Source organism: Mesorhizobium intechi (assembly GCF_002879535.1).
Classification (GTDB): Bacteria; Pseudomonadota; Alphaproteobacteria; order Rhizobiales; family Rhizobiaceae; genus Mesorhizobium; species Mesorhizobium intechi.
This window is the reverse complement of sequence record NZ_PNOT02000060.1, coordinates 18,567-45,277: the sequence shown is the minus strand read 5'-3', so window position 1 is coordinate 45,277 and position 26,711 is coordinate 18,567. Positions and strand designations below refer to the sequence as shown.

At 63.5% G+C, this 26,711-nt stretch carries 29 protein-coding genes; 21 read left to right on the top strand and 8 right to left on the bottom strand.

Translation table 11 applies throughout. From position 1 onward, the window contains the following. From C1D09_RS05620 to C1D09_RS05585, 8 genes are all read left to right on the top strand, one after another. On the top strand, positions 1-686 hold a 686-nt coding region (locus tag C1D09_RS05620; protein WP_143973371.1), incomplete at its 5' end, for a DUF2778 domain-containing protein. Between the two features lie 124 nt (positions 687-810). After that, positions 811-3,975, top strand: coding sequence for an excinuclease ABC subunit UvrB (gene uvrB, locus C1D09_RS05615; RefSeq protein ID WP_143973370.1), 3,165 nt, complete (start codon positions 811-813; stop codon positions 3,973-3,975). A 290-nt stretch (positions 3,976-4,265) separates the two neighbouring features. Then, positions 4,266-5,171, top strand: a complete 906-nt coding sequence (locus C1D09_RS05610) for a DMT family transporter (RefSeq protein ID WP_143973369.1) — start codon at positions 4,266-4,268, stop codon at positions 5,169-5,171. A gap of 241 nt (positions 5,172-5,412) precedes the next feature. After that, a complete protein-coding gene (locus C1D09_RS05605; RefSeq protein ID WP_143973368.1) occupies positions 5,413-6,939 on the top strand; it encodes an ABC-F family ATP-binding cassette domain-containing protein in 1,527 nt (508 codons plus the stop codon). A 135-nt stretch (positions 6,940-7,074) separates the two neighbouring features. Then, complete coding sequence (locus C1D09_RS05600; RefSeq protein ID WP_143973367.1) at positions 7,075-7,461, top strand: nuclear transport factor 2 family protein; 387 nt, start codon at positions 7,075-7,077, stop codon at positions 7,459-7,461. 93 nt (positions 7,462-7,554) lie between these two features. Further along, positions 7,555-7,737, top strand: coding sequence for a hypothetical protein (locus C1D09_RS05595; protein WP_032920719.1), 183 nt, complete (start codon positions 7,555-7,557; stop codon positions 7,735-7,737). 162 nt (positions 7,738-7,899) lie between these two features. Further along, on the top strand, positions 7,900-8,322 hold the full coding sequence (locus C1D09_RS05590; protein ID WP_143973366.1) for a VOC family protein: 423 nt from the start codon (positions 7,900-7,902) through the stop codon (positions 8,320-8,322). Between the two features lie 91 nt (positions 8,323-8,413). Beyond that, the gene (locus C1D09_RS05585) at positions 8,414-8,767 is read left to right on the top strand and encodes a DUF1428 domain-containing protein (protein ID WP_143973365.1); all 354 of its coding nucleotides are present in this window, start codon (positions 8,414-8,416) and stop codon (positions 8,765-8,767) included. 159 nt (positions 8,768-8,926) lie between these two features. Here the strand turns inward: C1D09_RS05585 and C1D09_RS05580 are convergent, their stop codons facing one another. Beyond that, positions 8,927-10,561 (bottom strand): tetratricopeptide repeat-containing sulfotransferase family protein, encoded by a 1,635-nt coding sequence (locus tag C1D09_RS05580; protein ID WP_143973364.1) that lies wholly within the window; start codon positions 10,559-10,561, stop codon positions 8,927-8,929. A 319-nt stretch (positions 10,562-10,880) separates the two neighbouring features. On the opposite strand from C1D09_RS05580, the gene C1D09_RS05575 reads away from it, so the two are divergent. Continuing rightward, the gene (locus tag C1D09_RS05575; protein WP_143973363.1) at positions 10,881-11,498 is read left to right on the top strand and encodes a flavodoxin family protein; all 618 of its coding nucleotides are present in this window, start codon (positions 10,881-10,883) and stop codon (positions 11,496-11,498) included. 7 nt (positions 11,499-11,505) lie between these two features. Here C1D09_RS05575 and C1D09_RS05570 read toward each other — a convergent pair whose 3' ends face one another. Beyond that, positions 11,506-11,922, bottom strand: coding sequence for a Kazal-type serine protease inhibitor family protein (locus C1D09_RS05570; RefSeq protein WP_143973362.1), 417 nt, complete (start codon positions 11,920-11,922; stop codon positions 11,506-11,508). Positions 11,923-12,414: 492 nt separating this feature from the next. Between C1D09_RS05570 and C1D09_RS05565 the strand changes: the two genes are divergently transcribed. The 3 genes from C1D09_RS05565 to C1D09_RS05555 all read left to right on the top strand — a co-directional run bounded on the left by C1D09_RS05565 (position 12,415) and on the right by C1D09_RS05555 (position 13,789). Then, the gene (locus tag C1D09_RS05565) at positions 12,415-12,627 is read left to right on the top strand and encodes a cold-shock protein (RefSeq protein ID WP_006202520.1); all 213 of its coding nucleotides are present in this window, start codon (positions 12,415-12,417) and stop codon (positions 12,625-12,627) included. Positions 12,628-12,944: 317 nt separating this feature from the next. Beyond that, positions 12,945-13,157, top strand: a complete 213-nt coding sequence (locus C1D09_RS05560) for a cold-shock protein (protein ID WP_008877668.1) — start codon at positions 12,945-12,947, stop codon at positions 13,155-13,157. A 188-nt stretch (positions 13,158-13,345) separates the two neighbouring features. Next, positions 13,346-13,789, top strand: a complete 444-nt coding sequence (locus tag C1D09_RS05555) for a BA14K family protein (RefSeq protein WP_143973361.1) — start codon at positions 13,346-13,348, stop codon at positions 13,787-13,789. 89 nt (positions 13,790-13,878) lie between these two features. Here C1D09_RS05555 and C1D09_RS05550 read toward each other — a convergent pair whose 3' ends face one another. The 3 genes from C1D09_RS05550 to C1D09_RS05540 form a co-directional block, all read right to left on the bottom strand. Beyond that, positions 13,879-14,517, bottom strand: a complete 639-nt coding sequence (locus C1D09_RS05550; protein WP_143973374.1) for an MBL fold metallo-hydrolase — start codon at positions 14,515-14,517, stop codon at positions 13,879-13,881. A 262-nt stretch (positions 14,518-14,779) separates the two neighbouring features. Further along, on the bottom strand, positions 14,780-15,097 hold the full coding sequence (locus C1D09_RS05545) for a hypothetical protein (RefSeq protein WP_143973360.1): 318 nt from the start codon (positions 15,095-15,097) through the stop codon (positions 14,780-14,782). A 145-nt stretch (positions 15,098-15,242) separates the two neighbouring features. Further along, a complete protein-coding gene (locus C1D09_RS05540; RefSeq protein WP_143973359.1) occupies positions 15,243-16,136 on the bottom strand; it encodes a branched-chain amino acid aminotransferase in 894 nt (297 codons plus the stop codon). A 261-nt stretch (positions 16,137-16,397) separates the two neighbouring features. On the opposite strand from C1D09_RS05540, the gene C1D09_RS05535 reads away from it, so the two are divergent. The 4 genes from C1D09_RS05535 (at position 16,398) to C1D09_RS05520 (ending at position 20,430) form a co-directional block, all read left to right on the top strand. After that, positions 16,398-16,931 (top strand): MarR family winged helix-turn-helix transcriptional regulator, encoded by a 534-nt coding sequence (locus C1D09_RS05535; RefSeq protein ID WP_032933687.1) that lies wholly within the window; start codon positions 16,398-16,400, stop codon positions 16,929-16,931. Then, positions 16,918-17,637: a response regulator gene (locus C1D09_RS05530; RefSeq protein ID WP_019860633.1), complete on the top strand. Its 720-nt coding sequence runs from the start codon at positions 16,918-16,920 to the stop codon at positions 17,635-17,637. The genes C1D09_RS05535 and C1D09_RS05530 overlap by 14 nt, the downstream gene beginning before the upstream one ends. Positions 17,638-17,783: 146 nt before the next feature. After that, the gene (locus C1D09_RS05525; protein ID WP_143973358.1) at positions 17,784-19,199 is read left to right on the top strand and encodes an ATP-binding protein; all 1,416 of its coding nucleotides are present in this window, start codon (positions 17,784-17,786) and stop codon (positions 19,197-19,199) included. A 208-nt stretch (positions 19,200-19,407) separates the two neighbouring features. Then, positions 19,408-20,430 (top strand): glycosyltransferase family 4 protein, encoded by a 1,023-nt coding sequence (locus C1D09_RS05520; protein ID WP_143973357.1) that lies wholly within the window; start codon positions 19,408-19,410, stop codon positions 20,428-20,430. Between the two features lie 147 nt (positions 20,431-20,577). On the opposite strand, the gene C1D09_RS05515 is transcribed toward C1D09_RS05520, so the two are convergent. The 3 genes from C1D09_RS05515 to C1D09_RS05505 form a co-directional block, all read right to left on the bottom strand. Beyond that, a complete protein-coding gene (locus C1D09_RS05515; RefSeq protein WP_143973356.1) occupies positions 20,578-20,937 on the bottom strand; it encodes a tRNA-binding protein in 360 nt (119 codons plus the stop codon). A 16-nt stretch (positions 20,938-20,953) separates the two neighbouring features. After that, on the bottom strand, positions 20,954-21,454 hold the full coding sequence (locus C1D09_RS05510; RefSeq protein ID WP_135898323.1) for a type III secretion system chaperone family protein: 501 nt from the start codon (positions 21,452-21,454) through the stop codon (positions 20,954-20,956). A 323-nt stretch (positions 21,455-21,777) separates the two neighbouring features. Further along, positions 21,778-22,080, bottom strand: coding sequence for an accessory factor UbiK family protein (locus tag C1D09_RS05505; protein WP_143973355.1), 303 nt, complete (start codon positions 22,078-22,080; stop codon positions 21,778-21,780). Between the two features lie 215 nt (positions 22,081-22,295). Between C1D09_RS05505 and C1D09_RS05500 the strand changes: the two genes are divergently transcribed. From C1D09_RS05500 to C1D09_RS05480, 5 genes are all read left to right on the top strand, one after another. Then, complete coding sequence (locus tag C1D09_RS05500) at positions 22,296-22,532, top strand: BrnA antitoxin family protein (RefSeq protein WP_143973354.1); 237 nt, start codon at positions 22,296-22,298, stop codon at positions 22,530-22,532. A gap of 135 nt (positions 22,533-22,667) precedes the next feature. Further along, on the top strand, positions 22,668-23,528 hold the full coding sequence (gene lgt / locus C1D09_RS05495) for a prolipoprotein diacylglyceryl transferase (RefSeq protein ID WP_143973353.1): 861 nt from the start codon (positions 22,668-22,670) through the stop codon (positions 23,526-23,528). After that, the gene (locus tag C1D09_RS05490; RefSeq protein WP_143973352.1) at positions 23,525-24,613 is read left to right on the top strand and encodes a class I SAM-dependent methyltransferase; all 1,089 of its coding nucleotides are present in this window, start codon (positions 23,525-23,527) and stop codon (positions 24,611-24,613) included. Before lgt ends, C1D09_RS05490 begins: the two co-directional genes overlap by 4 nt. Before the next feature lie 116 nt (positions 24,614-24,729). Further along, entirely contained in the window at positions 24,730-25,524 is a 795-nt protein-coding gene (gene pgeF, locus C1D09_RS05485; protein WP_143973351.1) for a peptidoglycan editing factor PgeF, read from the top strand. Further along, positions 25,524-26,675, top strand: coding sequence for a M24 family metallopeptidase (locus tag C1D09_RS05480; RefSeq protein WP_143973350.1), 1,152 nt, complete (start codon positions 25,524-25,526; stop codon positions 26,673-26,675). Before pgeF ends, C1D09_RS05480 begins: the two co-directional genes overlap by 1 nt. Positions 26,676-26,711 lie beyond the last annotated feature (36 nt).

Genomic DNA, 26,711 nt, shown 5'->3' with positions numbered 1-26,711 from the left:
GGCCGCAATATGACGTGCCGCGGCAGCCAAAGGCCGTGGTGGAACAGGATGAACCGGCGCCGCAACCCAGGATCGCGCAGCAGAAGCCGGCGCCGCAGGCAAAGCCGGTCCAACAGACCCAACCGGCAAGGCCTGCGCGGGCCGGGCGGTCTGGCGAGGGCGGCGATGTGCTGGCCTATGCAAAGCCGGACACGCCTTCGGGCGGCCTTGGCCAGGCGTTCAGGAACCTCTTCAACGGACCGAGCGGCGGGAGCGGAGCCGGCCACGGCGTCGCCGTCTATGACATCAGCGCCAAGACCGTCTACATGCCGGACGGCCAGCGGCTCGAGGCGCATTCCGGCCTCGGCGCCATGGTCGACCAGCCGCGCTATGTCCACGTGAAGGATCGTGGCCCGACGCCGCCCAACACTTACAACCTGTCGCTGCGTGAATCGCGCTTCCATGGGGTCGAGGCCATACGCCTGACGCCGACGAGCGGCGGCAACAAGTACAACCGCAACGGCCTGCTCGCCCACACCTACATGCTGCGCGGCGGCCGCGCAGAGTCCAATGGCTGCGTGGTCTTCAGGGACTATTCCCGCTTCCTCGCCGCCTTCAAGAAGGGCAAGGTCACACGCCTCGTCGTGGTGCCGCGCCTCAGCGGATCGCCGACCCAGGTCGCGACCGACAACGCCCGCGGCGCCTGACCGCGCCCGGGTGCCCCTCGGCACCTGCCGCTCCTGACAGCCTTCTGTCAGGAGTGGCATCGGGGCATGCGCCTCGCCGCATCGCGCTCTTTCCATTTTCGCCAAGACCTCCCATATTTGGGGCATGGCCAAATCCCCCGATAAAAGAACGCCGCCGACGGCGAATGACGATCGCGCCGCGCCGAAGCGGCGCAGCCCGCTGACCGATTTCCTCGACGCCTCCGAGCCGCTGCGCAAAGGCGGCTTCGCCGAGATGCCGCAGCCCGAACTGTCGGGCACGCCGCTGACCGGTTCGATCGCCGACTGGGCCGAGCAGATCGAGCAGGAGGCGGAGCGCGAAGGGCGCCAGACCGGCAAGGGGGACGGCGGCAAAGCGCCAAAACCATCCAGGAAGATTCCCGAGCGTTCGTCCGCGCCCGGGCGCACGGCGCGCGGCACCTCGATGGGCGGCGCGGCCACCGCCCGCGAACGCGCCGCGGTCGGCCTCAATCCGGTCGCCGGCCTCGACATCTCGCTGGAAGAAGCCGAGACGATGACGTCGAGCGGCGTGACCGCGACGGTCGCCGCGCTGTCGGCGCTGATCGAATCCGGCAATCCGCTGCACAAGGATGGCGTGTTGTGGACGCCGCACCGCCCTGCCCGGCCGGAAAAGTCGGAAGGTGGCATCGCCATCAAGATGGTGTCGGACTTCGAGCCGGCGGGCGACCAGCCCACCGCCATCAAGGACCTTGTCGAAGGCGTCGAGAACAATGACCGCACCCAGGTTCTGCTCGGCGTCACCGGCTCGGGAAAGACCTTTACGATGGCCAAGGTGATCGAGGAGACACAGCGCCCTGCCCTGATCCTGGCGCCGAACAAAACGCTGGCCGCGCAGCTCTATTCCGAGTTCAAGAAATTCTTCCCCGACAACGCTGTCGAGTATTTCGTCTCCTATTACGACTACTACCAGCCGGAAGCCTACGTTCCTCGCACAGACACCTTCATCGAGAAGGAATCCTCGATCAACGAACAGATCGACCGCATGCGCCACTCGGCCACGCGCTCGCTGCTCGAGCGCGACGACGTCATCATCGTCGCCTCGGTGTCCTGCATCTACGGTATCGGTTCGGTCGAGACTTATACGGCAATGACCTTCCAGATGCAGCTCGGCGACCGGCTCGACCAGCGCGCCCTGCTCGCCGACCTCGTCGCCCAGCAATACAAGCGGCAGGACATCAATTTCGTGCGCGGCTCGTTTCGCGTGCGCGGCGACACGATCGAAATCTTCCCGGCCCACCTTGAGGACCGCGCCTGGCGAATCTCGATGTTCGGCGACGAGATCGAGCAGATCACCGAATTCGATCCGCTGACCGGCCAGAAGACCGGTGAGCTGAAAAGCGTCAAGATCTACGCCAATTCCCACTATGTGACGCCGCGCCCGACGCTCAACCAGGCGATCAAGTCGATCAAGGAAGAGCTCAAGCAACGTCTGGTCGAACTGGAGCGTGCCGGCCGCCTGCTGGAGGCGCAGCGGCTGGAACAGCGCACCCGTTTCGACCTCGAAATGCTGGAAGCCACCGGCTCCTGCGCCGGCATCGAGAACTATTCGCGCTATCTCACCGGCCGCCAGCCGGGCGACCCGCCGCCGACCTTGTTCGAGTATATCCCGGACAATGCGCTGGTGTTCATCGATGAAAGCCACGTCACCGTGCCGCAGATCGGCGGTATGTATCGCGGCGACTTCCGGCGCAAGGCGACGCTGGCCGAGTATGGCTTCCGCCTGCCCTCCTGCATGGACAACCGGCCGCTGCGCTTCGAGGAATGGGACGCCATGCGTCCGCTCTCCGTCGCCGTTTCGGCGACGCCGGGCGGTTGGGAAATGGAACAGTCCGGCGGCGTCTTCGCCGAACAGGTCATCCGCCCGACCGGCCTGATCGACCCGCCGGTGGAGGTTCGCCCGGCGAAAAGCCAGGTCGACGACGTCGTCGGCGAGATCCGCGAGACCACGGCCGCCGGCTACCGCACGCTGGTCACGGTGCTGACCAAGCGCATGGCCGAGGATTTGACCGAATATCTGCACGAACAGGGCGTGCGTGTACGCTACATGCACTCCGATATCGATACGCTGGAGCGCATCGAGATCCTGCGCGATTTGCGCCTCGGCGCTTTCGACGTGCTGGTCGGCATCAACCTGCTGCGCGAAGGGCTGGATATTCCCGAATGCGGCTTCGTCGCCATTCTCGATGCCGACAAGGAAGGTTTCCTGCGCTCGGAAACCTCGCTCATCCAGACCATAGGCCGCGCCGCCCGTAACGTCGACGGCAAGGTCATCCTCTATGCCGACCAGGTTACCGGCTCGATGGAGCGGGCGATGGCCGAAACCAACCGTCGCCGCGAAAAGCAGATGGAGTGGAACGCCGCCAACGGCATCACGCCGGAATCGGTCAAGTCGCGGATCTCCGACATTCTGGACTCGGTCTACGAGAAGGATCACGTCCGCGCCGACATCTCGCAGTTCACTGACAGCGCCGGCGCCATGATGGGCAACAACCTCAAGGCGCATCTCGATGCGATGGAAAAACAGATGCGCGACGCCGCCGCCAATCTCGACTTCGAGAAGGCAGCCCGCATCCGCGACGAGATCAAGCGGCTGCGCGAAATGGAACTGTCGATCTCCGAAGACCCACTGGCCAAATACGCCGACATGGAAAGCCCGGTCTCGGGCCGCGAGAAAGGCAAGCACAACAAGGGCGTGGCCAAGCATCGCACGGCTGAGGAACAGGAGCGTTTCCGCAAGCTCGACGAAGCACGCGCCGCCGAAGAGGCCGCCAGGGCTGCCCGGCCCAACCTCTTCCGCAAGCCTAATCTCGACGAGATGGGCGCCGACGGTGCCGTGCCGGTGAAGAAGACGCTGTTCGCCAAGCCCTCGATCGACGACATGGGGCCTGGCACCGACATGCCGACGCCAGCGGGTGCGGTGTCACGCTCGCTGTTCAAGAAACAGTCGGCGTCCGAAGCGCATGGTTCCGACTTCGGTATTCCGGGCGAGCCGGTCAAGCCGCTGTTCAAGAAGAACTCGCTGGACGAGATGACCGTGCGGCGCACGGAAAAGCCGGTCGAAGGAAAAGTGCCGGCGAAGCCCCAGCCGATCTCCCCCCTCGTGGGGGAGACGTCCAGCAGGACGGGCGCCAAGGATCGCGACGACAAACCAATCATCCGCCAGCGCGCCGGCATCGGCTCCTACGAGGACCCAGGCGATGCGCGTCGGGAGAAGCGCCGGCCGGGTAAAACGGGACGGCCGGGGAAATAGCGGCCTCTTCCTTCTCCCCCTGTGGGAGAAGGTGGATCGGCGCGCCAGCGCCGAGACGGTTGAGGGGTGTTCCAGCAGAATGAGGCGTTGGTGTTCCCTGGATCACCCCTCATCCGACCTCGCTTCGCGAGGCCACCTTCTCCCACCGGGGGAGAAGGAAAAGCGCTCCATCGGCGCACCTTAAGTCGGAACGGCCTCTGGACGATGCGCTCGCGCTTGCCGCCAGGCGGTGGAGGCGGTACGCACGGCTGCAATCCTGCCTCTGCCAGCAAAGCTTCCCACCGCCCCCCATGAAACCCAAGGATATCGCCGCCTACGCCTTCCTGGCTGTCACCTGGGGCCTGTCGTTCCTCGTCCTGCTCAAGGTCGTACACGCCTTCGGCTGGGTCGGCGCGGTGACCTTGCGCTCGCTGATCGCCGGCATCACGCTCTTCCTGTTGGCCGTGGCGACGCGACGCCGGCTCGATTTCAGCGCCGGCTGGCGGCACTTCGCCGTGGTCGGCGCGACGACCGTCGCGGCGCAGCTGATCGGCCTGTCCTACGCCACCCCGCGGATCGGCACGGCCATGGCGGCCATGCTCGTCGCCGCGATCCCGCTGTTCTCGATGATCCTTGGCCAGTTATGGGGGCTCGAGCGCATCACCGTCCGCGGGCTGGCCGGCCTGCTGCTCGGTGCCGCGGGTATCGTGGTCCTGGTCGGCTTCCCTTCGGTGCCGATCACGCCGTCCTTCGCCTTGGGCTGCGCCGCCTCGCTGTTCAGTTCCTTCTCCGCCGCCTTCGGCAGCAACTACGCCAATCGCCATCTGCGCTCGGCCGGCTCGTTCGAACTCACCGGTGCCGCCTTCCTGTTCGGCGGACTGATGACACTGCCATTGCTCTTGGCCGTGCCGGTGCCGGCCATGCCGCGTCCCGTCGATTTCCTCTATCTCGTCCTTCTTGCCTGCGTCATGAGTGCGCTGACCTATGTCGTCTATTTCCGGCTGGTGGCCAGCATCGGCGCCACCAGGACGATCAGCGTCGAATTCGCCGTGACCACGATCGCGGTACTGGTTGGCACCGTCATGCTTGGCGAGTCGCTGACCGTCATCCAGGCTGTCGGCGCGGTGGCGATCATCGGCGGCTGCATACTGGTGCTGGATCCGTTCCCGCGCCGGGTAAAAGCGCCGGCCTTGCCATCCGCACCGCCTTTGGTGTAATCGCTTCGCACACTCGAACGTCTTGAAAGGGGGGCTGCGTGTTTATCGATCACCATCGTCAGCGTGGCCCGATTTCTGCCCTGCAAGCCAGCTTGCAGGGCTGACCAGGGACGGTCCGGGTTTTTCCCGCTTCGATTTTTTGGTCTGCCCTTCGTGGTGCCGCAACGCCGAGCCTGATGGCCGGCACGCGCACCGTCAAAGTGCATCCGGAGTTGTTTCCGGCAAGACCAGAGAAATCCAAATGGCCCTGATCAGCCTCAAATCCCTCGGCGTCACCATGAGTGCGCCGCTGTTTTCCAATCTCGACCTCACTGTCGGCGGCGGCGACCGGCTCGGCATCGTTGCCGCCAACGGTCGTGGCAAGTCGACCTTGCTCAAATGCCTTACCGGCGAGATGGAGCCGACATCCGGCGACATCACCCGCACGCGCGGCTTGCGCGTCGGCCATGTCGAGCAGTCGGTTCCCCCTGCCCTTCTCGGCCGCACCTTTCACCAAGTGGTGGCCGATGGCTTGCCGGCCGAGCAGGCCGACAGCGAGATGTGGCGCGTCGACGTTGTCCTCGACTCGCTCGATGTTCCTGAGGCGATGCGCGAGCGGGAAATGCAGGCGTTGAGCGGCGGCTGGCAAAGGCTGGCGCTGATCGCCCGCGTCTGGGTCACCGATCCCGATGTGCTTCTGCTCGATGAGCCGACCAACCATCTCGACCTTGCCCGCATCAGCCAACTGGAAAGCTGGCTGAACGCGCTGCCGCGCGAGATGCCGGTCGTCATCGCCAGCCATGACCGCGCCTTCCTCGACGCCACCACCAACCGCACGCTGTTCCTGCGCCCGGAACAATCGCCGGTGTTCGCGCTGCCCTACTCCCGCGCCAGACAGGCGCTCGACGAAGTCGACGCCTCGACGGCGCGCAAGTTCGAGCGCGACATGAAGGTCGCCCAGCAGTTGCGAAAGCAGGCCGCCAAGCTCAACAACATCGGTATCAATTCCGGCAGCGACCTTTTGACGGTGAAAACCAAGCAGCTCAGGGAACGGGCGGAGAAACTCGAAGAGGCGGCGGTATCGACGCACCGCGAAAAGTCGGCCGGAGCGATCCGGCTTGCCAATCGCGGCACCCACGCCAAGGTGCTGATCACGCTCGATGATGCCACGGTCGAAACGCCCGATGGTACGCTGCTGTTCAGGACCGGCAAGCGCCACATCTGCCAGGGCGACCGCATCGTACTGCTCGGCCGCAATGGCGTCGGCAAGTCGCGCTTCGTCAGCCTGATCCGCAACGCCATCGTCAAGCCCGACACAGTGCAGAACGTGAAGGTGACGCCGTCGACGGTGCTCGGCCATAGCGACCAGGCGCTGTCCGGCATCAGCGGCGACGACACGCCGCTGGCGATGGTCTCGCGCCGCTACGATGTCGGCGAACAACGCGCCCGCGCACTGCTTGCCGGCGCCGGCGTGGTCATCGAGATGCAGGAGAAAAGGATCGGCGTGCTGTCCGGCGGCCAGAAGGCACGGCTGATGATGCTGGCGCTGCGGCTCGCCAACCCCAATTTCTATCTGCTCGACGAGCCGACCAACCATCTCGACATCGATGGCCAGGAAGCGTTGGAGGAGGAATTGCTCAAGCACCAGGCAAGCTGCGTGCTCGCCTCGCACGACCGCTCCTTCATCCGCGCCACAGGCAACCGCTTCTGGCTGATCGAGAAGCGCAAGCTGACGGAAGTCGACGACCCGGAAGAGTTCTTCCGTACCGTGGCAGAAGGGTCGAATTGACGACAATACAGACACGCGGGCCGGCGCTTCCAAATAGTGCTGGCCCACAAGGAAATATTAGCCCGCAATAATACTTTTCCATCACCCGAAAAAGGTGCATCCTGACGGCTCGCGAACCGAGGGAGGAAAACGGTCATGCGCGGCGTGGACGTCGTCAAGAACCTTTATGATGCTTATTCAAAACGCGACATCGTAGGCGCGCTGGGCCACTGTTCCGACGATGTCGTCTTCCGCTGGGTCGCAGAGCCGCATGCACCTTTCATCGCGGCTGGCAACGGCAAACAGCAATTCCTTGACCGCCTCATCTCGCTGGACAAGGATTTCGAATACCGGAGCTTCGTCCCGATGGACTACACCGACGGTGGCGACAAGGTTGCGGTGCAGGTCGAAATCCATCTGACGCGCAGAACCACCGGCCAGGAGCTTGTTATGCATACCGCTGACTTCTGGACTATACGCGACGGCAAGATCATCGCTCTCGTGGAGTATTACGACACCGCGCTGGCCGCCTCGGTCCTCTGAAATAATTTCGGCGCTCTGTCGGATCGCCTGAACCTGCCGCGTCCTTGGGATGCCGACACGATGATGCCGGCTTCAACCCAGGGAGAGAACATCATGTCGGTCCTTTCATCGATCGGTCGCATCGCAACCCAATATGCGGCGGCACGTGCCCGCCATCGCAGTGAACGCATCCTGCTCTCGCTGCCAGCCGAATTGCGCAAGGACATCGGCTTCCCGGAACTTTTCGACGCGCAGAACAGCCGTCGTGCAACGACCTTCTCGGCCAAGGTCATATGACCGCGACCGGCCTGTTCATGCGATTGCCCCTCACACCCGCCGGCTGCCCGGTCTGTCCGGGCCCGGCTCGCAAAAAAATTCGCGCCGCCATGTAGGATTGCCGTCTCCTCGTGCGTCCTGTGGTTCGCAAGGCCAAGCCGAACGCAAAGAGGAGCATTAGACATGACTGACCAGACCCCCGTTCAGCCCAGGGCAGAAGTGCTCGGCGGATTGACCCCGTATCTGCAGGTGGACGGCGCCTTCAAGGCCGCTGATTTCTACAAGAAGGCCTTTGGCGCCAAGCAGGTCTTCGCCTATCCGGCGGATGAAAAAGGCCGCACGATGCACATCCACCTCCACATCAACGGCTCAACGCTGATGCTGGGCGACGCCTATCCCGAGCACGGCCATCCGCATAAGGACGCCCAGGGCTACACGCTGCAGCTCCATCTTGAGGACAGCGACATCGAGACCTGGTGGCAGCGCGCCGTCGATGCCGGCTGCGAAGTGGTCACGCCGCTGCAGGTGATGTTCTGGGGCGACCGCTGGGGCCAGTTGAACGATCCGTTCGGCGTCGCCTGGGCGATGAACGCGCCGGTGAAGTAGCGAGCAGGCGTCGCCCGTCAGGGCTGATTCGCTCCCGCGCCGGGTCGTATCCCCGCCGACCCGGCGCTCGGTTTTCAGCAAGGAGTTCACTATGTCCTATGTCGATGGTTTCGTGCTTGCCGTGCCAAAGGCCAAACTCGAGGAGTACAAGAAGCTGGCCAACCTCGCAGGCCCCATATGGATGGAACACGGCGCGCAGGCCTATGTCGAATGCATCGGCGACGACGTGCCCTATGGCGAACTGACCTCGTTTCCACGTGCGGTCCAGGCGACCGGCGACGAGATCGTCGTGTTCGCCTGGGCGGTCTATGAATCCAGGCAAAGCCGCGACACGGTGATGGCCAAGGTGATGGCCGACCCGCGTTTGACACCCGATTTGGGTCCCATGCCGTTCGATATGAAGCGCATGATCTTCGGCGGCTTCCAGCCCTTCATCGAACTTTGAGCAACTGGCGCAACGCGAGAGTTGCGGATCGTAGACGTTGGACATTGGCCGAGGCCTGTCCAACTTCGTCATCCCATGGCTGAGCAAGGAGCGAAGCTCCGTCGCGCAGACCCCTGGATGACGAAGCGGGGGGACGCCGGCTAATCTTTAGCCCGTTCGCTAATCCAGCCTATCCAATAGCGGCTTCAATCGATCCCCATAGCGTTTCCACAGGTCGACGGAGGCTTGATACATCGGCTGGCGAACCTGCGCGGCGGACGCCGTGCGCACCGGCCGGTCGGTCTCGTGGAACGACAGCACGGCATCGTCCCATGGCAGGCCGAGATACTCGATCAGCGCCCGGCTCTGGCCTTCCTGGTCGGCGACGAAATCCTCGTAGCGCACATCATGCACGACGCCGGGCAGCACCTTGTGCCAATGCGCCATGATGTCGGTATAGAGATTGTGGAAGTCGGCGAGTTCGCCGAGATCGTAGCCATAGCGGTGGCTGTCGCCGCGGAAATGCACCTTGTAGATCGACAGGCAGGTTGCAGCCGCATCGCGGGTGCAATGGATGATCTTGGCCTCCGGCATCATCATGTGGATGAAGCCGACAAGCAGGAAGTTGCCTGGCATCTTGTCGGTAACGTGGCTGATATGGGGATAGCGGGCATGCAGCATGTCGAGATAGGCCTGGCCCGCCTCCGCGAAATCCGCATCGTCCGCATCCGAGACGCCCCACGGAAAGCCACCCGGCATGGTCGCCGGGAACTGCTTGCCGACCGCGTTCTTCAGGATGCTGAGCTCGCCCGCGCCATAGACCTGCGGATGGCTGGCGATGATCTGCTCGACCAGCGTCGTGCCCGAACGCGGCATGCCGACGACGAAGATCGGCGCGTCATCGGTGATCGGGCTCGGTTTGTGCCTTGCGAAGAAGCCGGCATCGAACACCGTCTTCATCGCCGCGAATTCCTCGCGCGTCCTCACGGGGTCATAGCTGATCCCCTTGCGGCGAATGGCATTGCCTTCGGCAAAATAGTCGAAGGCCTTCTCATAGTCCTTCAAATCGTCATTGGCCTTGCCGAGGCCGAATGACAGCTGCATGCGCGCCAGGCTGTCCTGCGGCGCCTTGGCATGCTGCGCTTCCATGCCGGACAATTCGGCATCGCGCTCCTTCTGGCGCTTGACCTGCGACAACATCAGCCAGGCCTTGGCCATGCCCGGGTTGACCGCCAGCGCTTGCCGGAAAAGATCGGCCGCCTCGTCGAGCTTGCCCTTTTCCATCAGCCCGACTCCGAGCCCGTGCAGGAGGTCGGCATCCTTGGGACGGATGGTCAGCGACTCACGAAACACAGCCAGCGCCTCGTCCAGGCGAGCGGCTTCCTGCAGGGTTTCGGCAAGCCCGATGCGGGCGCGCACATGGAAAGGATTGCGCGCGACGGTGCCGCGGTAAATCTCTTCGGCCTCCTCGAACCGCCCGAGCTGCTTCAGCGACGAGCCGAGATTGTCGCGCGCGGCGAGCTGCTCCGGCCGCAGGTCCACCGCGCCACGAAAGAAGTCGATCGCCGCGGCGACGCGGCCGAGATCACGCATCACCGTCCCGAAATTGTTGAGGAAATCGGCATTCGTCGGCTGCAGGCTGACCGACTGCTCGATGAGGTCCAACCCTTCTTCGCTGCGCCCGGTCTGGTGCAGCAACAGCCCCAGGAAATGCGCCGCCGCCGCGTGTTTGGGCTGACGCGTCAAAACTTGCCGGTAGATCGATTCTGCCTCTTGCCGGCGCCCGGCCTGGTGCAGTTGCAGGGCCTGCTGCACATACTGGTCGAGGCCTAGCGGCGGCTGGCCGCCTGCGCCAGACCTGGTCCCCGCACTCGCCGCTCGTCTCTGATCTCTGTTAATGGGAAACCTACCGTGTTTGTCCGCCTGCCGCGATTTAGGCCATTGGCGCGGCAGGTTCAAGCCTTCGCTAGGTTCCGAGCGCTTTCGGGATGCCTTGAGCGATCAGATCACGGCAGCCTGCTCCATGCCGGACCGCCGATGGCGCTTATCCATCCTACGCAACCTGACTATCATTCCTGAGCAACCGCAAGCGCCCCCCGACGTTGAGCCTGCAGCCATATGCAGGAGCCGCCGAATGTCCCTCACCGCCTTTGCCATCAACTGCTCGCTGAAAGCATCCAGCGACAAGGAAAAATCTTCCACCGACAGGATCATCGCCGACCTGCTCTCGGCGCTCGAACCGCATGGCGTGAAGGGGGAGGTCGTGCGCGCCCTCGATCATGACATCAAGCCCGGAGTGATCTCCGACATGGGCAAAGGCGACGACTGGCCCAGTCTGCGTAAGAAGATTATCGCGGCCGACATCTTCATACTCGGTCTGCCGATCTGGATGGGACAACCCTCCAGCGTCGCCAAGCGCGTTATGGAACGCATGGATGCCTTTCTCGAGGAAACCGACGGCAAGGGCCGCATGCCGGCCGCCGGCAAGGTGGCGCTGGTGGCGATCGTCGGCAACGAAGATGGTGCCCACCATTGCCATGCCGAGTGCTTCCAGGCGCTCAACGATGTCGGCTTCACCATTCCGGCCAATGGCGGCGTCTATTGGGTGGGCGAGGCGATGGGCGACGTCAATTATGTCGATCTGCCGAAGACCCCCGAAAAGGTCGCCGGCATGATCGAGATGGCCGCGTCAAATGCTGTCCACCTGGCAGCCCTGCTGAAAGGCAAAGCCTATACTGGCGTCGACAGCTAGGACGTTCTCAGCACGGTCCATCGCCGACGATGCGGTAGTCCGCGGCGCGGGCTTCGCAGGCGTTGGGGAAGCTGCGCATCTCGCCGTGGCGGCGGGCGCAGACGGGCGCGTATTCGCGGGTGCAGAACGTCTGCTCCTCGCCACCACCACCCCCATCGCCGCCGTCGCCGCGGCAGGGGCCGTCGCGCACGATGCGGTAGCCGGCGCGGTCGGCAAGGCAGGCATTGGCGAAGGTCTGGCGGTCGCCGCCGCGCCGGGCGCAGACCGGCTCGTATTGCCTGGTGCAGAATTCCGGTTCGGGACGCGGCGGCCGCGGCCGTGGTCCTGGCCCATCGTCGACGACCACGGTGCACGCGGCCAGAAGCGCCGACAGGAACAGGACGGCAAACCCTTGCCGCGAAAACACCGACGCCACGAATTTCATGCTGATTTCTCCCTCGCTCCCATCCCCGATCGCGATCCTCGCCATTCCCCTGTCAAATGCAACCCTGTCGGATGCAACCGCGTTCGCCGGGGGGCGGAAACGGCGATTGCGGCCATGGCAACACTGGCCCATGCGCGACCCTCTCTGTGGGTCAATGACCGGCCCGGCAACGAGGCCTATTTGCGGCCTGTCGACGCTCAGATCGGTCGATTCTTGCGTCGGGATGCGCTCAGTATGGCGGCCCGCGGCGCTATCTTGCAACCTTCACGTTTCCGTGCGATAAATTCCGTGTTCGGGCATTTGCGACCCGGAGAGCGGAACGTTTTGGACGACCTTTCCCCGATACTGTGAATCTCTGACGGCCCCGTTTTTCGGCGGGGGGTTTGACCATGCGCCAATGCATGACTGCCGAAAGCAACCACCGGGAACTGCCCTCGACGCCAGGTGGCGGGCAGGACCAACAAAGACTGAACGGGTGAAGGAGTTTCCCCAATGGCCCAGACCGGCACCGTTAAATTCTTCAATGCGACCAAAGGCTTCGGTTTCATCACGCCCGACGGCGGCGCCAAGGACGTGTTCGTCCATATTTCCGCGATCGAGGCATCGGGCCTGCGCACGCTCGTCGACGGCCAGAAGGTCACCTTCGACGTCGAGCCGGACCGCATGGGCAAGGGCCCGAAGGCGGTCAACCTCCGCGCTGCCTGAAGCATCGCCGCCGCGCGTCCCTGACCGCGGGCGAACGAGGTTTCGAAGCTCGCCCAGCCTGTGGGCGAGCAGACAGATTTTTGAAAAGGCGCGGCGATTTTTCGCCGCGCCTTTTTCATGTCCGTGCGCAGCATAAATGCATGCAGCCCGGAAGTGGATCCGGCTCCGGGTGAACGACATGCATCACAACAAGTGCTTAAGGCGCCTTAAGTGCCCGCAAAACTTTCTCTTGCCGATGACGCTAAAATAAAGGACAAATTTCCTCTCGGGCATTTGCCGGCCCGAGACTGGAGTTTATGGGATCAAAGGAGCTTCCCATGCCGCAGACCGGCACCGTCAAATTCTTCAACCATGCCAAAGGCTTCGGCTTCATCACGCCGGACGATGGCGCGAAGGATGTCTTCGTCCATATTTCGGCCGTGCAGGCGTCGGGTCTTCCCGGTCTCGAAGATGGGCAGAAAGTAACATTCGACACCGAGCCGGACAAGCGCGGCAAGGGACCGAAGGCCGTCAACCTGTCGGTCGGCTGAGCCGGTTTCAGACCGTCGGCTCCAGCAGGGCTGCCCTGTTCGCTCAGAGCCTTGGTTTTTGACGCCCTCCTTAGCCGGCACGTCGAAATCCGTTCAGCCTCCGTTCAGCCACGGTCGCATATTAGTCTTGGGTAAAGCCGGACCGCATCCCCTGCAAAACTGCACGGTCCGGTACGAAGGAGACCAAGATGAACAGAATTTTCAAGACAGCCGTGCTGTCCGCCGCCATGGCGGCCACCATGCTCGTGGCCTTGCCCGCGGCCAATGCCGATGAATGGCGCCATCACCGCCACCACGGCAATGGCGACGCCATTGCCGCCGGTGTGCTTGGCCTCGCCGCTGGTGCGCTGATCGGTGGCGCGCTGGCCAATGACCGGCCGCCGCCTGACGCTAACCGCTACTACGATGACGGTTACTACAATGACGGATACTACGATCGTGACGTGCGGGTCCGCCCGGCACCGGTCCGCCGCTACTATGTCGAACCGCGGGTGGTCTATGCCGATCGCTATGCCGAGCCGTGGACGCGAGACTGGTACGAATACTGCTCGGACCGCTACCGCAGCTTCAACTCCCGCACCGGCACCTTCACCGGCAATGACGGCGAGCAGCATTTCTGCACTGCAAACTGAGGCTTCCCTGCCCCGGACAAAGAGAGCGCTGATCGCAAGGCCAGCGCTTTTTTGTTTGTCGCTGCGACGTCGTGTCGAGGGTGCTGGTCCTAAACAAGGAACGGATTGGTCCGCCGTTCCTCGCCAAAACGGCCGCCTGGGCCGTGGCCGCAGATGAAACCGACATCGTCGCCGAGCGGCAAAAGCTTGTTCTTGATCGAGGCGATCAGCGTCGCATGGTCGCCGCCAGGCAGATCGGTGCGGCCGACCGAGCCGCGGAACAGCACATCGCCGACATGGGCGAACTTGGCCGCGCGGTTGTAGTAGACGACATGGCCGGGCGCGTGGCCGGGGCAATGCAGCACCTCGAACTGGTGGCCGCCGAACGACACGGTCTCGCCTTCGGTGAGGAACCGGTCGGGCACGCAGTTGCGCGAGCCCGCTATGCCGTAGAGCCTGCCCTGTTTCTCCAGATTGTCGAGCAAAGGCCTGTCGGCCACATGGGGGCCGATGATGTCGAGGCCAAGCGCTTCCTTCAGCTCCATGGCGCCGCCGGCATGGTCGATATGGCCATGCGTGATCCAGATCGCCTCGGCCGTGATCGCATTGTCCTTCAACACCGCCATCACCTTTTCGATGTCGCCGCCCGGATCGACGACGACGCCGTGCTTGTCGTCCATGTCGAACAGGATGGTGCAGTTCTGCTGAAACGGTGTGACCGGCACGATGCCGGCATTGAGCTGACCCATGATCGTCCTTTCGATGTTCACGCCGTGATGTAGAGCAATTGCCGGAAAAGTGTGAGACGGTTTTCCCGGGAAAGCGCGTAGCGCTTTCCCTTGGGAGTGCGCCAAATAGCCAGACGGAGCGGTTCGGCGTTCGCGTGAAACGATGAACCTCTCAGGCGCGCGAATGAAGGGGGCGACCTTCGAAAGACGAGCAGTCAGTGGTTGCGGAAACAGAAATGGGCGGCCGAAGCCGCCCATTTGAACAAACCTGAGACCGCCAGGCTTACTTCTTCATGGCGCCCATGACCGCACCGATGATGCCGGTCAGGATCGCGCCGCCGCCGGCGCCGCCGACGATGTTGTCAAGGTTGAGCGCACTGCCAAGACCGCTCGTCGCTGCAGCGGCTGCTGCCGGATCGACGGCGCCGTGGCCAAGCAGGCTGCCGAGGATCGCCGCGCCGCCGACGCCGCCAATCGCGCCACCCAGGATTTTGGGAAGCTGGCCCATCGCCGCGTTCTTGAGTGCAACACCAACCGCCTGACCACCGATGATACCCGTAATCACCTGTACAATGATCGGAAGAAGCGTGTTCATGTCCATATGATTAGTCCCTCCATGGCTGTCAGCCTCCCGGGCCGACACCATCATGAGACGCCGAATTGACTGAAAGTCAAATGCAGAAACGCTGAAATAAAAGGGGTGGCCCGAAAACCGCCCCTGCTTGCGCGAAAAGCTGTGACTATCGTTATTCTGCGGCGATCGCGTGCTTCGGCTGAACGGCCGCAGAATAGTCATTCATAAGGTTCTTGGCGATTTCGCCAACCTCGAATCGGTAAGGGCCAATCTCCGAAACCGGTGTTACTTCCGCCGCCGTTCCAGTCAGGAAGCATTGTTCGAAGCCTTCCAGTTCTTCCGGCAGGATGGCGCGTTCGATTACCTCCAGGCCACGATCCCTGGCGAGCCCGATGACCGTGCGGCGGGTGATGCCGTCGAGGAAGCAGTCGGGTTTGGGCGTGTGGATCTTGCCGTCCTTGACGAAGAAGATGTTGGCGCCGGTTGCCTCGGCGACCTGGCCGCGCCAGTCGAGCATCATGGCATCGGCATAGCCTTTTGCTTCGGCCGCGTGCTTGGACATGGTGCAGATCATGTAGAGGCCGGCGGCCTTCGACTTCGACGGCGCCGTGCGCGGGTCGGGCCGGCGCCATTCCGCTACGTCAAGGCGGATGCCCTTCAGCTTCTGCGCCGGATCGAAATAGCTCGGCCACTGCCAGATGGCGATGGCGACGTTGATGCGGTTGTTCTGCGCCGAAACGCCCATCTGCTCGCTGCCGCGCCAGGCGATCGGCCTGACATAAGCGTCCTGGAACCCTTGCTTCTTCAACAGCGTGGTCGAGGCCTCGTTGAGCTCGGCGACCGAATAGGGAATCTTGAAGCCGAGCAGGCGGGCCGATTCATGCAGGCGCTCGGTGTGCTCGTTCAGCTTGAAGATCTCGCCGCCATAGGCGCGCTCGCCCTCGAAGACCGCGCTGGCATAGTGCAGACCGTGCGTCAGAACATGTATCTTGGCGTCGCCCCACGCAATGAATTCGCCATTCATCCAGATGAAGCCGTCCAGTTGATCGAAGGGAACGGATGCCATGGTAACCTCCCGCGGGTCGCGGCCCGCATATCCTTGGTGTCGTAGCGTGTTCTTTTAGGCCGCGCCATGTGATTGGAAACGCCGGCCGGTGTTGCGAAGCGTAGGCGGATAATCGCGCCCTGGCAAACTCAGGAAGTTCCGGAAAAACCGGCCTGCCTTGCCTTTTCGTTCGCAATCCGCCCAAAAGCTTGCCAAAAATTACCATTGCGGGGAAATTACGTCAATAGTACTGACATAATCTCCCGTTCCCATGGAGAAATGATGACGGATCGAAGCCCAGCCGCCGGAAAGCCGATCAGGACCGCGATGTCAGTCGAGGACGGCATAGACTTCGCCATCATCGAACTGTTCTTCTTTGCCTATCGCGACTTCACCTCCGATCCTGATCAGATCCTGGCCGACTATGGCTTCGGACGTGCCCACCATAGGGTGCTGCATTTCGTCAACCGCCGGCCGGGCCTGACCGTCGCCGAACTGCTCGACGTGTTGAAAATCACCAAACAGAGCCTGGCGCGCGTGCTGAAGCAGCTGATCGACACTGATCACGTCGTGCAATTGCAAGGGCCGCGCGACCGCCGCCAGCGCGAGCTCTATCCCACCGCCAAGGGCCGCGCGCTCGCGCTCGCCCTGGCGCGGCCACAGTCACGCCGCATCCGTGCTGCATTGGAAGATTCCGGCGCCACCGAACGGGCCTTGGTGGAACGCTTCCTCGAAGCGATGGTCAATCCAGAACTGAGAGCTCAGATCGACGTTGGGTCCGCAAAAATGTCAGGAAAAAGCCATGGAGAGCACTGAGAGGGTCGATCAGGCGGCCGCACCGGACGACGACGCGCCGCATCTGCTTGTGGTCGACGACGACACCCGCATCCGCAATCTTCTCAAGCAGTATCTGACCGAAAACGGCTTTCGCGTCACCGTCGCCGGCAATGCCGGCGAGGCCAGGCGAAAGCTCGCCGGCCTCGACTTCGACCTGCTTGTGCTCGATGTCATGATGCCCGGCGAAAGCGGCGTCGATCTCACCAAATCGCTGCGCGCCGAAAAGAACGTGCCGATCCTGATGCTGACCGCGCTTTCGGAAACCGACAGCCGCATCCTAGGGCTCGAGGCCGGCGCCGACGACTATCTGCCAAAACCCTTCGACCCGCGCGAGCTGATCCTGCGCATCAACAACATCCTGCGCCGCGGCGGGCCGGCGACCACGCCCAAGGTCGAGCAGCTGGTCTTCGGGCCTTACACGTTCCAGATCGCCAGGCGTGAGCTGAAGCGCGGCGGCGAGGCGCTGAAGCTGACCGATCGCGAGCAGGAGATCCTGGCGATCTTTGCCGCGCGAGCCGGCGAGACCATCCCGCGCCACGAACTGGTCGGCGACGATTCAGAGGTCGGCGAGCGCACCATCGACGTGCAGATCAACCGGCTGCGCCGCAAGATCGAGCGCGATCCCTCCAATCCTGTCTGGCTGCAGACCGTGCGCGGTATTGGGTATCGGCTCAGCGTGGAATAGAATAGCGGACGCGGCTCTTGAGCATGATCCCGAAAAGCAGGAACCGGTTTTCGGAAAAGATCGTGCTTTGACAAAGAGTTCGATCAGGATGGCGATTGAACCAAGCGTCCTTCTGATCTAGTGCCGCGGCCGAAATGAAAGAGGCAATGGCAACGACGGAACTGGAAGGGCCGGGACCTGGCGGCTTGAGCGGACGCGCCACGCGAACGCTCAAGGCGGTGCCGCGCATCTGGAACCGGTTCTGGCGCCTCGTTTCGCTTTACATGCCCAAGCGCCTTTACGCGCGCTCGCTGATCATCGTCATCGCGCCGATGATCCTTCTGCAATCCGTGGTCGCCTTCGTCTTCATGGAGCGCCATTGGGCAACGGTGACGCAGCGCCTGTCGCAGGCCACCGTGCGCGACATCGCCGCCATCATCGACCTGATCGAGACCTACCCGCACGACGCCGACTACGCCAACGTCATCCGCATCGCCCAGGACCGCATGCAGCTGAAGGTCGACCTGCTGCCGCCCGATCCCTTGCCGCCGCCCGGTCCCAAACCGTTCTTCTCGATCCTCGATGACGTCCTTTCGGCCGAGATCACCCGCCAGATCAACCGGCCGTTCTGGATCGACACGGTCGGCAATTCCAACATCGTCGAGGTGCGCGTCCAGCTCGAGAACAAGGTGCTGCGCGTCTTCGTGCGCCGCAGCCAGGCCTATGCCTCCAACACCCACATCTTCCTGATCTGGATGGTCGGCACCTCGCTTGTGCTCCTGATGATCGCCATCCCCTTCCTGCGCAACCAGATCCGGCCGATCCTGACGCTTGCCGAGGCCGCCGAAAGCTTCGGCAAGGGCCGGCCGATGCCGCGCGATTTTCGCCCGCGCGGCGCCGAGGAGGTGCGCCGCGCCGGCTTTGCCTTCATCCAGATGCGCGAACGCATCGAGCGCCAGATCGAACAGCGCACCGCCATGCTTACCGGCGTCAGCCATGATCTCAGGACCATCCTCACCCGCTTCAAGCTGCAGCTGGCGCTGGCCGGCGGCAAGACCGAGACCAAGGCGGCCCTCAACCAGGATATCGATGACATGCAGTCGATGCTGGAAGGCTATCTCGCCTTCGCCCGCGGCGAAGCCTTGGAGGATCCCGGACGTTTCGATCTCGAAGCCTATTTCCAGAAGCTCGGCGACGAAGCCGCCTTGCGCAAATGCAAGCTGTCGACGACGCTTTCCGGTGATCCGACCGTGCATGTCCGGCCGAACGCTTTCGCGCGGCTGTTGTCCAACGTCATCGGCAATGCCTTCCGCTATGCCAAGACGGTGGAGGTCAGCGCCGATCACGGCCGTGGCTCGCTGGTGGTTACCGTCGACGACAATGGTCCCGGCATTCCGGCCGACAGGCGCGAGGACGTTTTCAAACCCTTCGTGCGGCTCGACGAAGCTCGCAACCTCGATGCCAGCGGCACCGGGCTCGGGCTGTCGATCGCCCGCGACATCGCCCGCAGCCATGGCGGCGACATCACCCTCGACGACAGCCCGCTCGGCGGCCTGCGCGCGGTGATCAAGGTTCCAGCCTAGGCTGGCCAAACGTCAGGCTTCATCCGCCCGTCATGAAATCATGGTGAAGAGCGCGCATGAAACGCGCGACATCACTTGATTCGGCCTTGCCGCCCCATTTCGATCCCGTGCCCGCCCGGGTGCGCTGGAGCGAAGCGAGGGCAGCCGGCTGGTCGCCGTTCCGGCATCGTCTCAAGGCAACCGTCGACCTTTCCAGCAAAGGGCCGCCATGCGCATATTGATGGTCACCGACGCCTGGCGCCCGCAAGTGAATGGCGTCGTCCACACGCTGGAGCGCCTCACGGAAACGCTGAAATCCTTCGACGTCGCGGTGGATTTCCTGACACCCAACATCTTTCGCACGCTCCCCCTGCCGACGTACCCCGACATCAGGCTGGCGCTGACCACGCCAGGCCATGTCGCGCGCCTTATAGACGCCTGCAAGGCCGACCATATCCACATCGTCACCGAAGGGCCGCTGGGCATCATGGCGCGGCGCTATTGCCGCAATGCCGGCCGGCCGTTCACCACCAGCTATCACACGCGCTTTCCCGAATATCTCAGCGCGCGCCTGCCCGTGCCGGAAAGCTGGGCCTATCGCTGGCTGCGCGACTTCCACAATTCCGGCCAGGGCACGCTGGTCGCCACGCAGTCGCTCGCCGATGACCTTTCGGCGCGCGGCTTCAACAAGCTGAGGCCGTGGACACGCGGCGTCGACACCGAGCATTTCCACCCGGACAAGCGCAAGGTCCTAGGCTTCCCCGGCCCGGTCTTCCTCTGCGTCGGCCGCGTGGCCATCGAGAAGAACCTCTCCGCCTTCCTCGACCTCGACCTGCCCGGCAGCAAGGTGATCGTCGGTGAAGGCCCCGAGCTTGCCAAGCTGAAGGCACGATATCCGCAGGCGCATTTCCTCGGTCACCGCCCCAATGACGAACTGGCCGAGATCTACGCCTCGGCCGATGTCTTCGTCTTCCCCAGCCGTACCGACACCTTCGGCAACGTCATCATCGAGGCGCTGGCCAGCGGCACGCCGGTCGCCGCCTATCCCGTGACTGGGCCGATCGACATTGTCGGCGACGGTTTCGGCGGTGCGGTCTCGAACGATCTGCGCGATGCCGCGCTCGCCGCCCTCGAGATCGACCGTGCCCAGGCCAGAGAACGGGCCATGCGCTACAGCTGGAAAGCCTGTGCGGAAATGTTTCTCGACACAGTCGAGGAAGCGCTCGGCAGGACGCGCAAGCTGGCGGCCTGACCGCGGCAATTGTGTTGGCCTCGTCAACGCCGCCATTCGTGCATTTCCCTTGGGAGATCCCGAACTTCGGCAAAGTCAGGTCGCGTTTGATCAATATGCCGGCTGGGATGGGGCCCGATCTGGGTGGCGGTAGCCTGCTCGAAAATTCTAAAACAGCCGCCCGCCGTCCGGCACCTTGCGTTCGATGGCGCCCAGCACGACGGCGCCCTCCTCGTCGGGAAAACCGAGCGTCAGCACTTCCGACATGAACGGACCGATCTGGCGCGGTGGAAAATTGACCACGGCGAAGACCTGCCGGCCGACCAGCGTCCCGGGCGCATAATATTTGGTGATCTGCGCCGACGATTTCTTGACGCCGATGTCGGGTCCAAAATCGATCTTTAGCTTGAAGGCAGGCTTGCGGGCTTCCGGGAAAGGTTCGGCCTCGACGATCGTGCCGGCGCGGATGTCGACACGATCGAAATCGGCAAAACTGATCTCGGGCTTGCGCTCGCTGCTCGAACTCATTTCGATACTACAAGGTTCAGGCGTTTCCGAAGGTCTCGAACAGGACGCCGGCCAGTGCGTCCTTGGCCGAGGTTCCCGACCAGACGACGAACTGGAAGGCCTGGAAATAGCATTCGCAGGCTTCCAGCGCCGAGGACAAAAGCACCTCCACCTGCTGGCTCGACGGCTCGACCCCGCCCGCCAGAAGCAGCGACTGGCGGAACATGATCGCGCCTTCCTGCTCCCATAGGTCGAAATGGCCGAACAGCATCTGTTCGTTGATCAGCGAAAGCAGCCGCATCACTTCCAATGCCCGGGTCTCCGGCACCTTGATGTCGAAGGCGCAGGCCAGATGCAGCGCCTCGAAATCCTCCATCCAGGAGAAGGAGACGTGATAATCGGTCCAGCTGCCCGCGACCGAGATCGAAATTTCATCGTCGCCGGCCCGCTCGAAGGACCAGTCATTGTTGTGGGCCACCTGCTCGATAACATCCACCGGATGGATTTCGCGGGAGAATTCGAGTTCGAGAAGTTCCATGGAATGCTTCCTGTCGTTCTGAGGAGCGCCGCCACACGCTCCGCGGGAGGGCACACACAACGAACAATCTGATCTAGAACTCGGACGGCCAGGACTTCTCGACGCAAAGACCCCAGACCGGACCCCACCGCCCGGTCGCATGACCCTGCTCCGAATCATGCAACAAATTCAGTCTATTGATCGGGAGTCGCGTGAACAGCCCAATTTTTCGCACTGCGTCATTCGCATGTGGAAAGGCGCTGTCACAAAGATTCATGCAATGCCGTTAAGCGATTCACGGCAAAGCGATTTTCAGGATCGGACTATGTGGAAAAGTTTAACGATTATTTTTTTGCGCGGGGCTTCGCCGCCGCCGCTGGTGCGCCATCACCGGTGAGTTCGGCCAGCTTTGCCTCGAGCGCTTCGATGCGGGCGGCGAGCCTGGCATTCTCGTCCCGGGCCTTGGCGGCCATCTCGCGCGCGGCCTCGAATTCCTCGCGCTGCACCACGTCCATCGAATTGAGGATGCGCTCCGCCTGGCCCTTGAAGGCGGTCTCGACCTCGCGCCGAACGCCCTGCGCGGCACCCGCTGCATCGGTCATGAGCTTGGCGAATTCATCGAGAATGCGGTTCGGTCCGGTCGACATGGCAAATCCTCGCTTTGCTCGAAATGACGTAGTGGCGCGGAGCGCCGAATGCAAGAACGTTGAGGACTGGTGCGGCCTCTGCGTTGCTATGGCGCATGGCGATGCCATGCCTGCGCCAAGCTTTCAAATGGCCCCAAGCTGTACTTAAGGACGCCAAATCGCCTACTGTGTGGTCATCACATAGTGCTGCAGCACGCTCCAATCGGGATCACCCAATGGCAACGCCCCCGCGCCGACCGACAAATCCGTTCGCAGCCGCCGAAGCGGCCTTCAAGCCGGTCAAGAAGCCCGCAGCAGCGCTCATTCGCGAACCCTCGACCGCCCCGAACGTCCGTGAGCTTGTCTCGATCCGGATCGACCGGGCCGTACTCGATCATTTCCAGGAAGACGGTCCCGGCTGGCAGGACAGGATCAACGACGCATTGCGGCAGTGGGTGGCCGCCAAGCGTTGAGCGCACCGCGCACTACGAGATGACCCGCACGGGTGGTCTGATCGCGACAGTCGACGGCGGCCGGCTTGCCTTGACCCTGCCAAAACCCTGCCGCATGGTCCGCGCCCGAACGCGACCGCAACCGAGAGCTTCCCGTTGAACGAATATCTCCTCCTGCCGCTGGCCTCGTTGCCCTTCCCCAACATCAACCCGATCCTCATCCAGATCGGGCCGCTGGCAGTGCACTGGTACGGCGTCGGCTACATCGTCGGCATCCTGTTTGCCTGGTGGTATGCCAAGCGGCTTGCCGCCAACCCGAAGCTCTGGCCCGATGGTGTCCTGCCGATGAAGCCGGAGGATCTCGACGATTTCATCGTCTGGGCGGCCATCGGCGTCGTGCTCGGCGGTCGCACGGGCTATGTGCTGTTCTATGACCTGGCGCGCTACATCGCGCATCCGCTCGACATCTTCGCCGTCTGGCAAGGCGGCATGTCGTTCCATGGCGGCCTGCTCGGCGTCATCGTCGCCATGACGCTGTTTTCCATCAGGCGCGGCATCCGCACCTGGTCGCTGTTCGATGTCGTGGCCGCCGGCGTACCGGTTGGGCTTGGCCTGGTGCGCGTCGCCAACTTCATCAATTCCGAGCTCTGGGGCCGGCCGACGGACGTTCCCTGGGCAATCGAATTTCCCAATGGCGGGCCGTTCACCCGCCATCCGAGCCAGCTCTACGAGGCCCTACTCGAAGGCCTGGTGCTGTTCCTGGTGCTGCGCATCCTCACCCATTCGCGCCTCAAGCTGGGGACGCCGCGCTTCGTCGGCGGCGCCTTCATCTGCGGCTACGGCCTGTCGCGCATCTTCGTCGAACTCTTCCGCGAACCCGACCAGCAGCTCGGCTATCTTCTCGGCACCAACTGGCTGACCATGGGCATGATCCTGTCGACGCCGATGGTGCTGGCCGGCATCTGGGCGATGGCGACAGCCAAGCCGGTGAAGCAAGCGCAGCCGCAGGCGACATGACGCGACTGAAGACCCGCATCGTCGACCTGATCGAGGCGCTCGGCCCCCTTCCGCTCAACGAGTACATGGCGATGTGCCTGTTCGACCCCGCGGACGGCTACTACACGACGCGCGAGCCCTTCGGCGCCGCCGGCGACTTCGTCACCGCGCCGGAAATCAGCCAGATGTTCGGCGAACTCGTCGCCGTCTGGCTTTATCAGGCTTGGGCAGCGATTGGCAGGCCGATGCCGGTCACCATCGCCGAGATCGGTCCGGGCCGCGGCACGCTGATGAAGGACATGCTGCGCACCCTGTCGCGACTCGACCCTGATCTGGCCAATGGCGCTGCCTTCGCCATGATCGAGACCAGCCCGCGCCTGGCCGAGGTCCAAAGACAGACGCTGGGCGCGACGCCTTTCGCTGTCCGCTGGCACGAGACCATCGAGTCCCTGCCCGATCGGCCGCTGCTCATCGTCGGCAATGAATTGTTCGACGCCGTGCCGGTCCGCCAGTTCATCCGCACCGACACGGGCTGGCGCGAGCGCATGGTCGGCCTCGACGACGAGGACAGCCTCGGTTTCTTCGCCGGCGCCGGCTCGGTCGACCCGACGCTCCTGCCCATCGACGCCGCTGGAGCGCCGCAAGGCGCGATCGTCGAAGTGGCACCGGCTCGCACCGCCCTGATGGCCGCCATTGCCGGGCGCATTGCCCGAAACGGCGGCGCCGGGCTGTTTCTCGACTATGGCCACCTGCAGCCCGGGGTCGGCGACACGCTCCAGGCCCTGCGCAGGCACAATCACGAAGATGTCCTGGCCAACCCCGGCGAGGCCGATCTCACCGCGCATGTCGATTTCGCCGCCCTTGCCGCCACCGTAGGCGCATATGGTCTCGATGCCCATCTGTCGACGCAGGGCAATTTCCTGCTCGGCATGGGCATTCTCGAGCGCGCCGGCCGGCTTGGCGCGGATGGCGACCAGGCGGCCCGCGACAAGATCACCGGCGATGTCGAGCGTCTCGCTGGCCCGCAGGCGATGGGCGAACTGTTCAAGGTGCTTGCCGTCCTGCCGCGTGGTGTGCCGATCCGGCCCTTTGCGACGGCGGATTGACTTTTCACCGCCACCCCTCCCAATCTCGCATCCGGCAAAAGAGCGGTCGAACCGCCGGCCGGCCCGCTTCCGGACTTTTTCTTGACGAAACCGCCCACACGGACAACAACGCCCGCATGCTGAATCAGACCAAACCGGATCCCGTTCGGTCGCCGCTGCTGGACAAGGCGCAGGCACAAGGCATCCGCCACGGCTATTTCACCCGTACGGGCGGCGTCTCGACCGGCATCTACCAGGGCCTCAACATCGGCACCGGGTCGGATGACGACAAGGCGCTGGTGGCCGAGAATCGCGCCCGTGTCGCCGCGTGGATGGGCGTACCGGCAAGCCATCTGCTGACGGCCTGGCAGGTCCATTCGCCCGACGTCATTGTCGCCAGGGAACCCTTTGCCGGCGAACGGCCCAAAGCCGATGCCATCGTCACCGACCGCCCGGGCATCGCAATCGGCGCCTCGACCGCCGACTGTGGCCCGGTGCTGTTTGCCGATTCCGGCGCACGCATCATCGGCGCGGCGCATGCGGGCTGGAAAGGCGCCTTTACGGGCGTGCTGGAGAACACCGTGGCCGCCATGGAAAGCCTGGGCGCCCGGCGTGAAAACATCGTCGCCGTGCTCGGCCCCTCGATCGGCTCCGCCAATTATGAAGTCGGCCCGGAATTCGTCGCCCGCTTCGTCGAGGCCGACGCGGAGAACATCGGCTATTTCGCGCCCTCCGCCACATCAGGCCATGCCATGTTCGACCTCAACCGCTACACGGTCGACCGGCTCACCAGGACCGGCGTGACCGCCGAGGGCCTCGGCCGCTGCACCTATGCCGAGGAAGATCTGTTTTACTCCTACCGGCGCACCACGCACCGCAAGGAACCCGACTACGGCCGGCAGGTTTCGGCCATCGTTTTGGAGAGTGAATAATGGCGCTGCATTTTGAACGATCGGAATTTGACGCACGGCGCGACCGGCTGATGATCGAGCTGGCCGAGAAGAAGCTCGACGCCATCCTGCTGTTCGCGCAGGAAAGCATGTACTGGCTGACCGGCTACGACACGTTTGGCTTCTGCTTCTTCCAGTGCCTGGTGGTGAAGGCCGACGGCTCGATGGTGCTTTTGACCCGCTCGGCCGACCTGCGCCAGGCGCGCCACACCTCGATCATCGACAACATCGTGCTGTGGACCGACCGCAACGGCGCCAACCCGGCGGTCGACCTGCGCAATCTGCTCAATGACCTAGACCTGCTCGGCGCCCGCATTGGGGTCGAATACGACACCCATGGCCTGACCGCCTATAATGGCCGCCGGCTGGACGAGCAGTTGCAGACCTTCGGCCAGATCGCCGACGCGTCCGGCATTGTCGGGCGGCTGCGCCTGTTCAAGAGCCCGGCCGAGATCGCCAAGGCCGAGAAGGCCGCCAACCTCTCCGACGACGCACTGGACGCGGCACTGCCGCTGATCAAGCAGGGCGGCGACGAGGCGTTGATCCTGGCCGCCATGCAGGGCGCGGTCTTTGCCGGCGGCGGCGACTATCCGGCAAACGAGTTCATCATCGGCTCCGGCGTCGATGCGCTGCTCTGCCGCTACAAGGCCGGACGCCGCAAGCTCACCAAGAACGACCAGCTGACGCTCGAATGGGCCGGTGTCTTCCATCACTACCATGCGCCGATGATGCGCACCGTGCTGACCGGCAAGGTGTCGAAGCGCCATCAGGAGCTGTTCGACGCCGCGCGTGCCGCCCTTCTCGCGGTGGAGAAGGCGATGACGCCGGGCAACACGTTCGGCGACGTCTTCGACGCCCACGCCCGCACCATGGAGGCGCACGGCCTGACCAAGCACCGGCTGAACGCCTGCGGCTATTCCGTCGGCGCCCGCTTCACGCCGTCCTGGATGGACATGCCGATGTTCTACCAGGGCAATCCCGAGCCGATCGCGCCACACATGACGCTGTTCGCTCACATGATCATCATGGATTCCGAGACCGAGACAGCAATGACTCTTGGCCGCACCTACCTGACCACCGAATCCCAGCCGAAGCCGCTTTCCCGCCATGATCTCGACTTGATCGTACAGTGAATCCATAATGGGAGGCGTTCTTCGCCAAGGAGTTAG

Excerpts from the sequence above, each read along its gene's own strand:
- C1D09_RS05560 (WP_008877668.1), top strand. The coding sequence starts at position 12,945 with ATGCCGCAGACCGGCACCGTCAAATTCTTCAACCATGCCAAAGGCTTC.
- C1D09_RS05610 (WP_143973369.1), top strand. The coding sequence starts at position 4,266 with ATGAAACCCAAGGATATCGCCGCCTACGCCTTCCTGGCTGTCACCTGG.
- C1D09_RS05515 (WP_143973356.1), bottom strand. The coding sequence starts at position 20,937 with ATGAGTTCGAGCAGCGAGCGCAAGCCCGAGATCAGTTTTGCCGATTTC.
- C1D09_RS05590 (WP_143973366.1), top strand. The coding sequence starts at position 7,900 with ATGACTGACCAGACCCCCGTTCAGCCCAGGGCAGAAGTGCTCGGCGGA.
- C1D09_RS05490 (WP_143973352.1), top strand. The coding sequence starts at position 23,525 with ATGACGCGACTGAAGACCCGCATCGTCGACCTGATCGAGGCGCTCGGC.
- C1D09_RS05500 (WP_143973354.1), top strand. The coding sequence starts at position 22,296 with ATGGCAACGCCCCCGCGCCGACCGACAAATCCGTTCGCAGCCGCCGAA.
- uvrB (WP_143973370.1), top strand. The coding sequence starts at position 811 with ATGGCCAAATCCCCCGATAAAAGAACGCCGCCGACGGCGAATGACGAT.
- C1D09_RS05555 (WP_143973361.1), top strand. The coding sequence starts at position 13,346 with ATGAACAGAATTTTCAAGACAGCCGTGCTGTCCGCCGCCATGGCGGCC.
- C1D09_RS05480 (WP_143973350.1), top strand. The coding sequence starts at position 25,524 with ATGGCGCTGCATTTTGAACGATCGGAATTTGACGCACGGCGCGACCGG.
- C1D09_RS05520 (WP_143973357.1), top strand. The coding sequence starts at position 19,408 with ATGCGCATATTGATGGTCACCGACGCCTGGCGCCCGCAAGTGAATGGC.
- C1D09_RS05505 (WP_143973355.1), bottom strand. The coding sequence starts at position 22,080 with ATGTCGACCGGACCGAACCGCATTCTCGATGAATTCGCCAAGCTCATG.
- C1D09_RS05545 (WP_143973360.1), bottom strand. The coding sequence starts at position 15,097 with ATGGACATGAACACGCTTCTTCCGATCATTGTACAGGTGATTACGGGT.
- C1D09_RS05540 (WP_143973359.1), bottom strand. The coding sequence starts at position 16,136 with ATGGCATCCGTTCCCTTCGATCAACTGGACGGCTTCATCTGGATGAAT.
- C1D09_RS05530 (WP_019860633.1), top strand. The coding sequence starts at position 16,918 with ATGGAGAGCACTGAGAGGGTCGATCAGGCGGCCGCACCGGACGACGAC.
- C1D09_RS05565 (WP_006202520.1), top strand. The coding sequence starts at position 12,415 with ATGGCCCAGACCGGCACCGTTAAATTCTTCAATGCGACCAAAGGCTTC.
- C1D09_RS05595 (WP_032920719.1), top strand. The coding sequence starts at position 7,555 with ATGTCGGTCCTTTCATCGATCGGTCGCATCGCAACCCAATATGCGGCG.
- C1D09_RS05605 (WP_143973368.1), top strand. The coding sequence starts at position 5,413 with ATGGCCCTGATCAGCCTCAAATCCCTCGGCGTCACCATGAGTGCGCCG.
- C1D09_RS05570 (WP_143973362.1), bottom strand. The coding sequence starts at position 11,922 with ATGAAATTCGTGGCGTCGGTGTTTTCGCGGCAAGGGTTTGCCGTCCTG.
- C1D09_RS05550 (WP_143973374.1), bottom strand. The coding sequence starts at position 14,517 with ATGGGTCAGCTCAATGCCGGCATCGTGCCGGTCACACCGTTTCAGCAG.
- C1D09_RS05585 (WP_143973365.1), top strand. The coding sequence starts at position 8,414 with ATGTCCTATGTCGATGGTTTCGTGCTTGCCGTGCCAAAGGCCAAACTC.
- C1D09_RS05535 (WP_032933687.1), top strand. The coding sequence starts at position 16,398 with ATGACGGATCGAAGCCCAGCCGCCGGAAAGCCGATCAGGACCGCGATG.
- pgeF (WP_143973351.1), top strand. The coding sequence starts at position 24,730 with ATGCTGAATCAGACCAAACCGGATCCCGTTCGGTCGCCGCTGCTGGAC.
- C1D09_RS05510 (WP_135898323.1), bottom strand. The coding sequence starts at position 21,454 with ATGGAACTTCTCGAACTCGAATTCTCCCGCGAAATCCATCCGGTGGAT.
- C1D09_RS05525 (WP_143973358.1), top strand. The coding sequence starts at position 17,784 with ATGGCAACGACGGAACTGGAAGGGCCGGGACCTGGCGGCTTGAGCGGA.
- C1D09_RS05575 (WP_143973363.1), top strand. The coding sequence starts at position 10,881 with ATGTCCCTCACCGCCTTTGCCATCAACTGCTCGCTGAAAGCATCCAGC.
- C1D09_RS05600 (WP_143973367.1), top strand. The coding sequence starts at position 7,075 with ATGCGCGGCGTGGACGTCGTCAAGAACCTTTATGATGCTTATTCAAAA.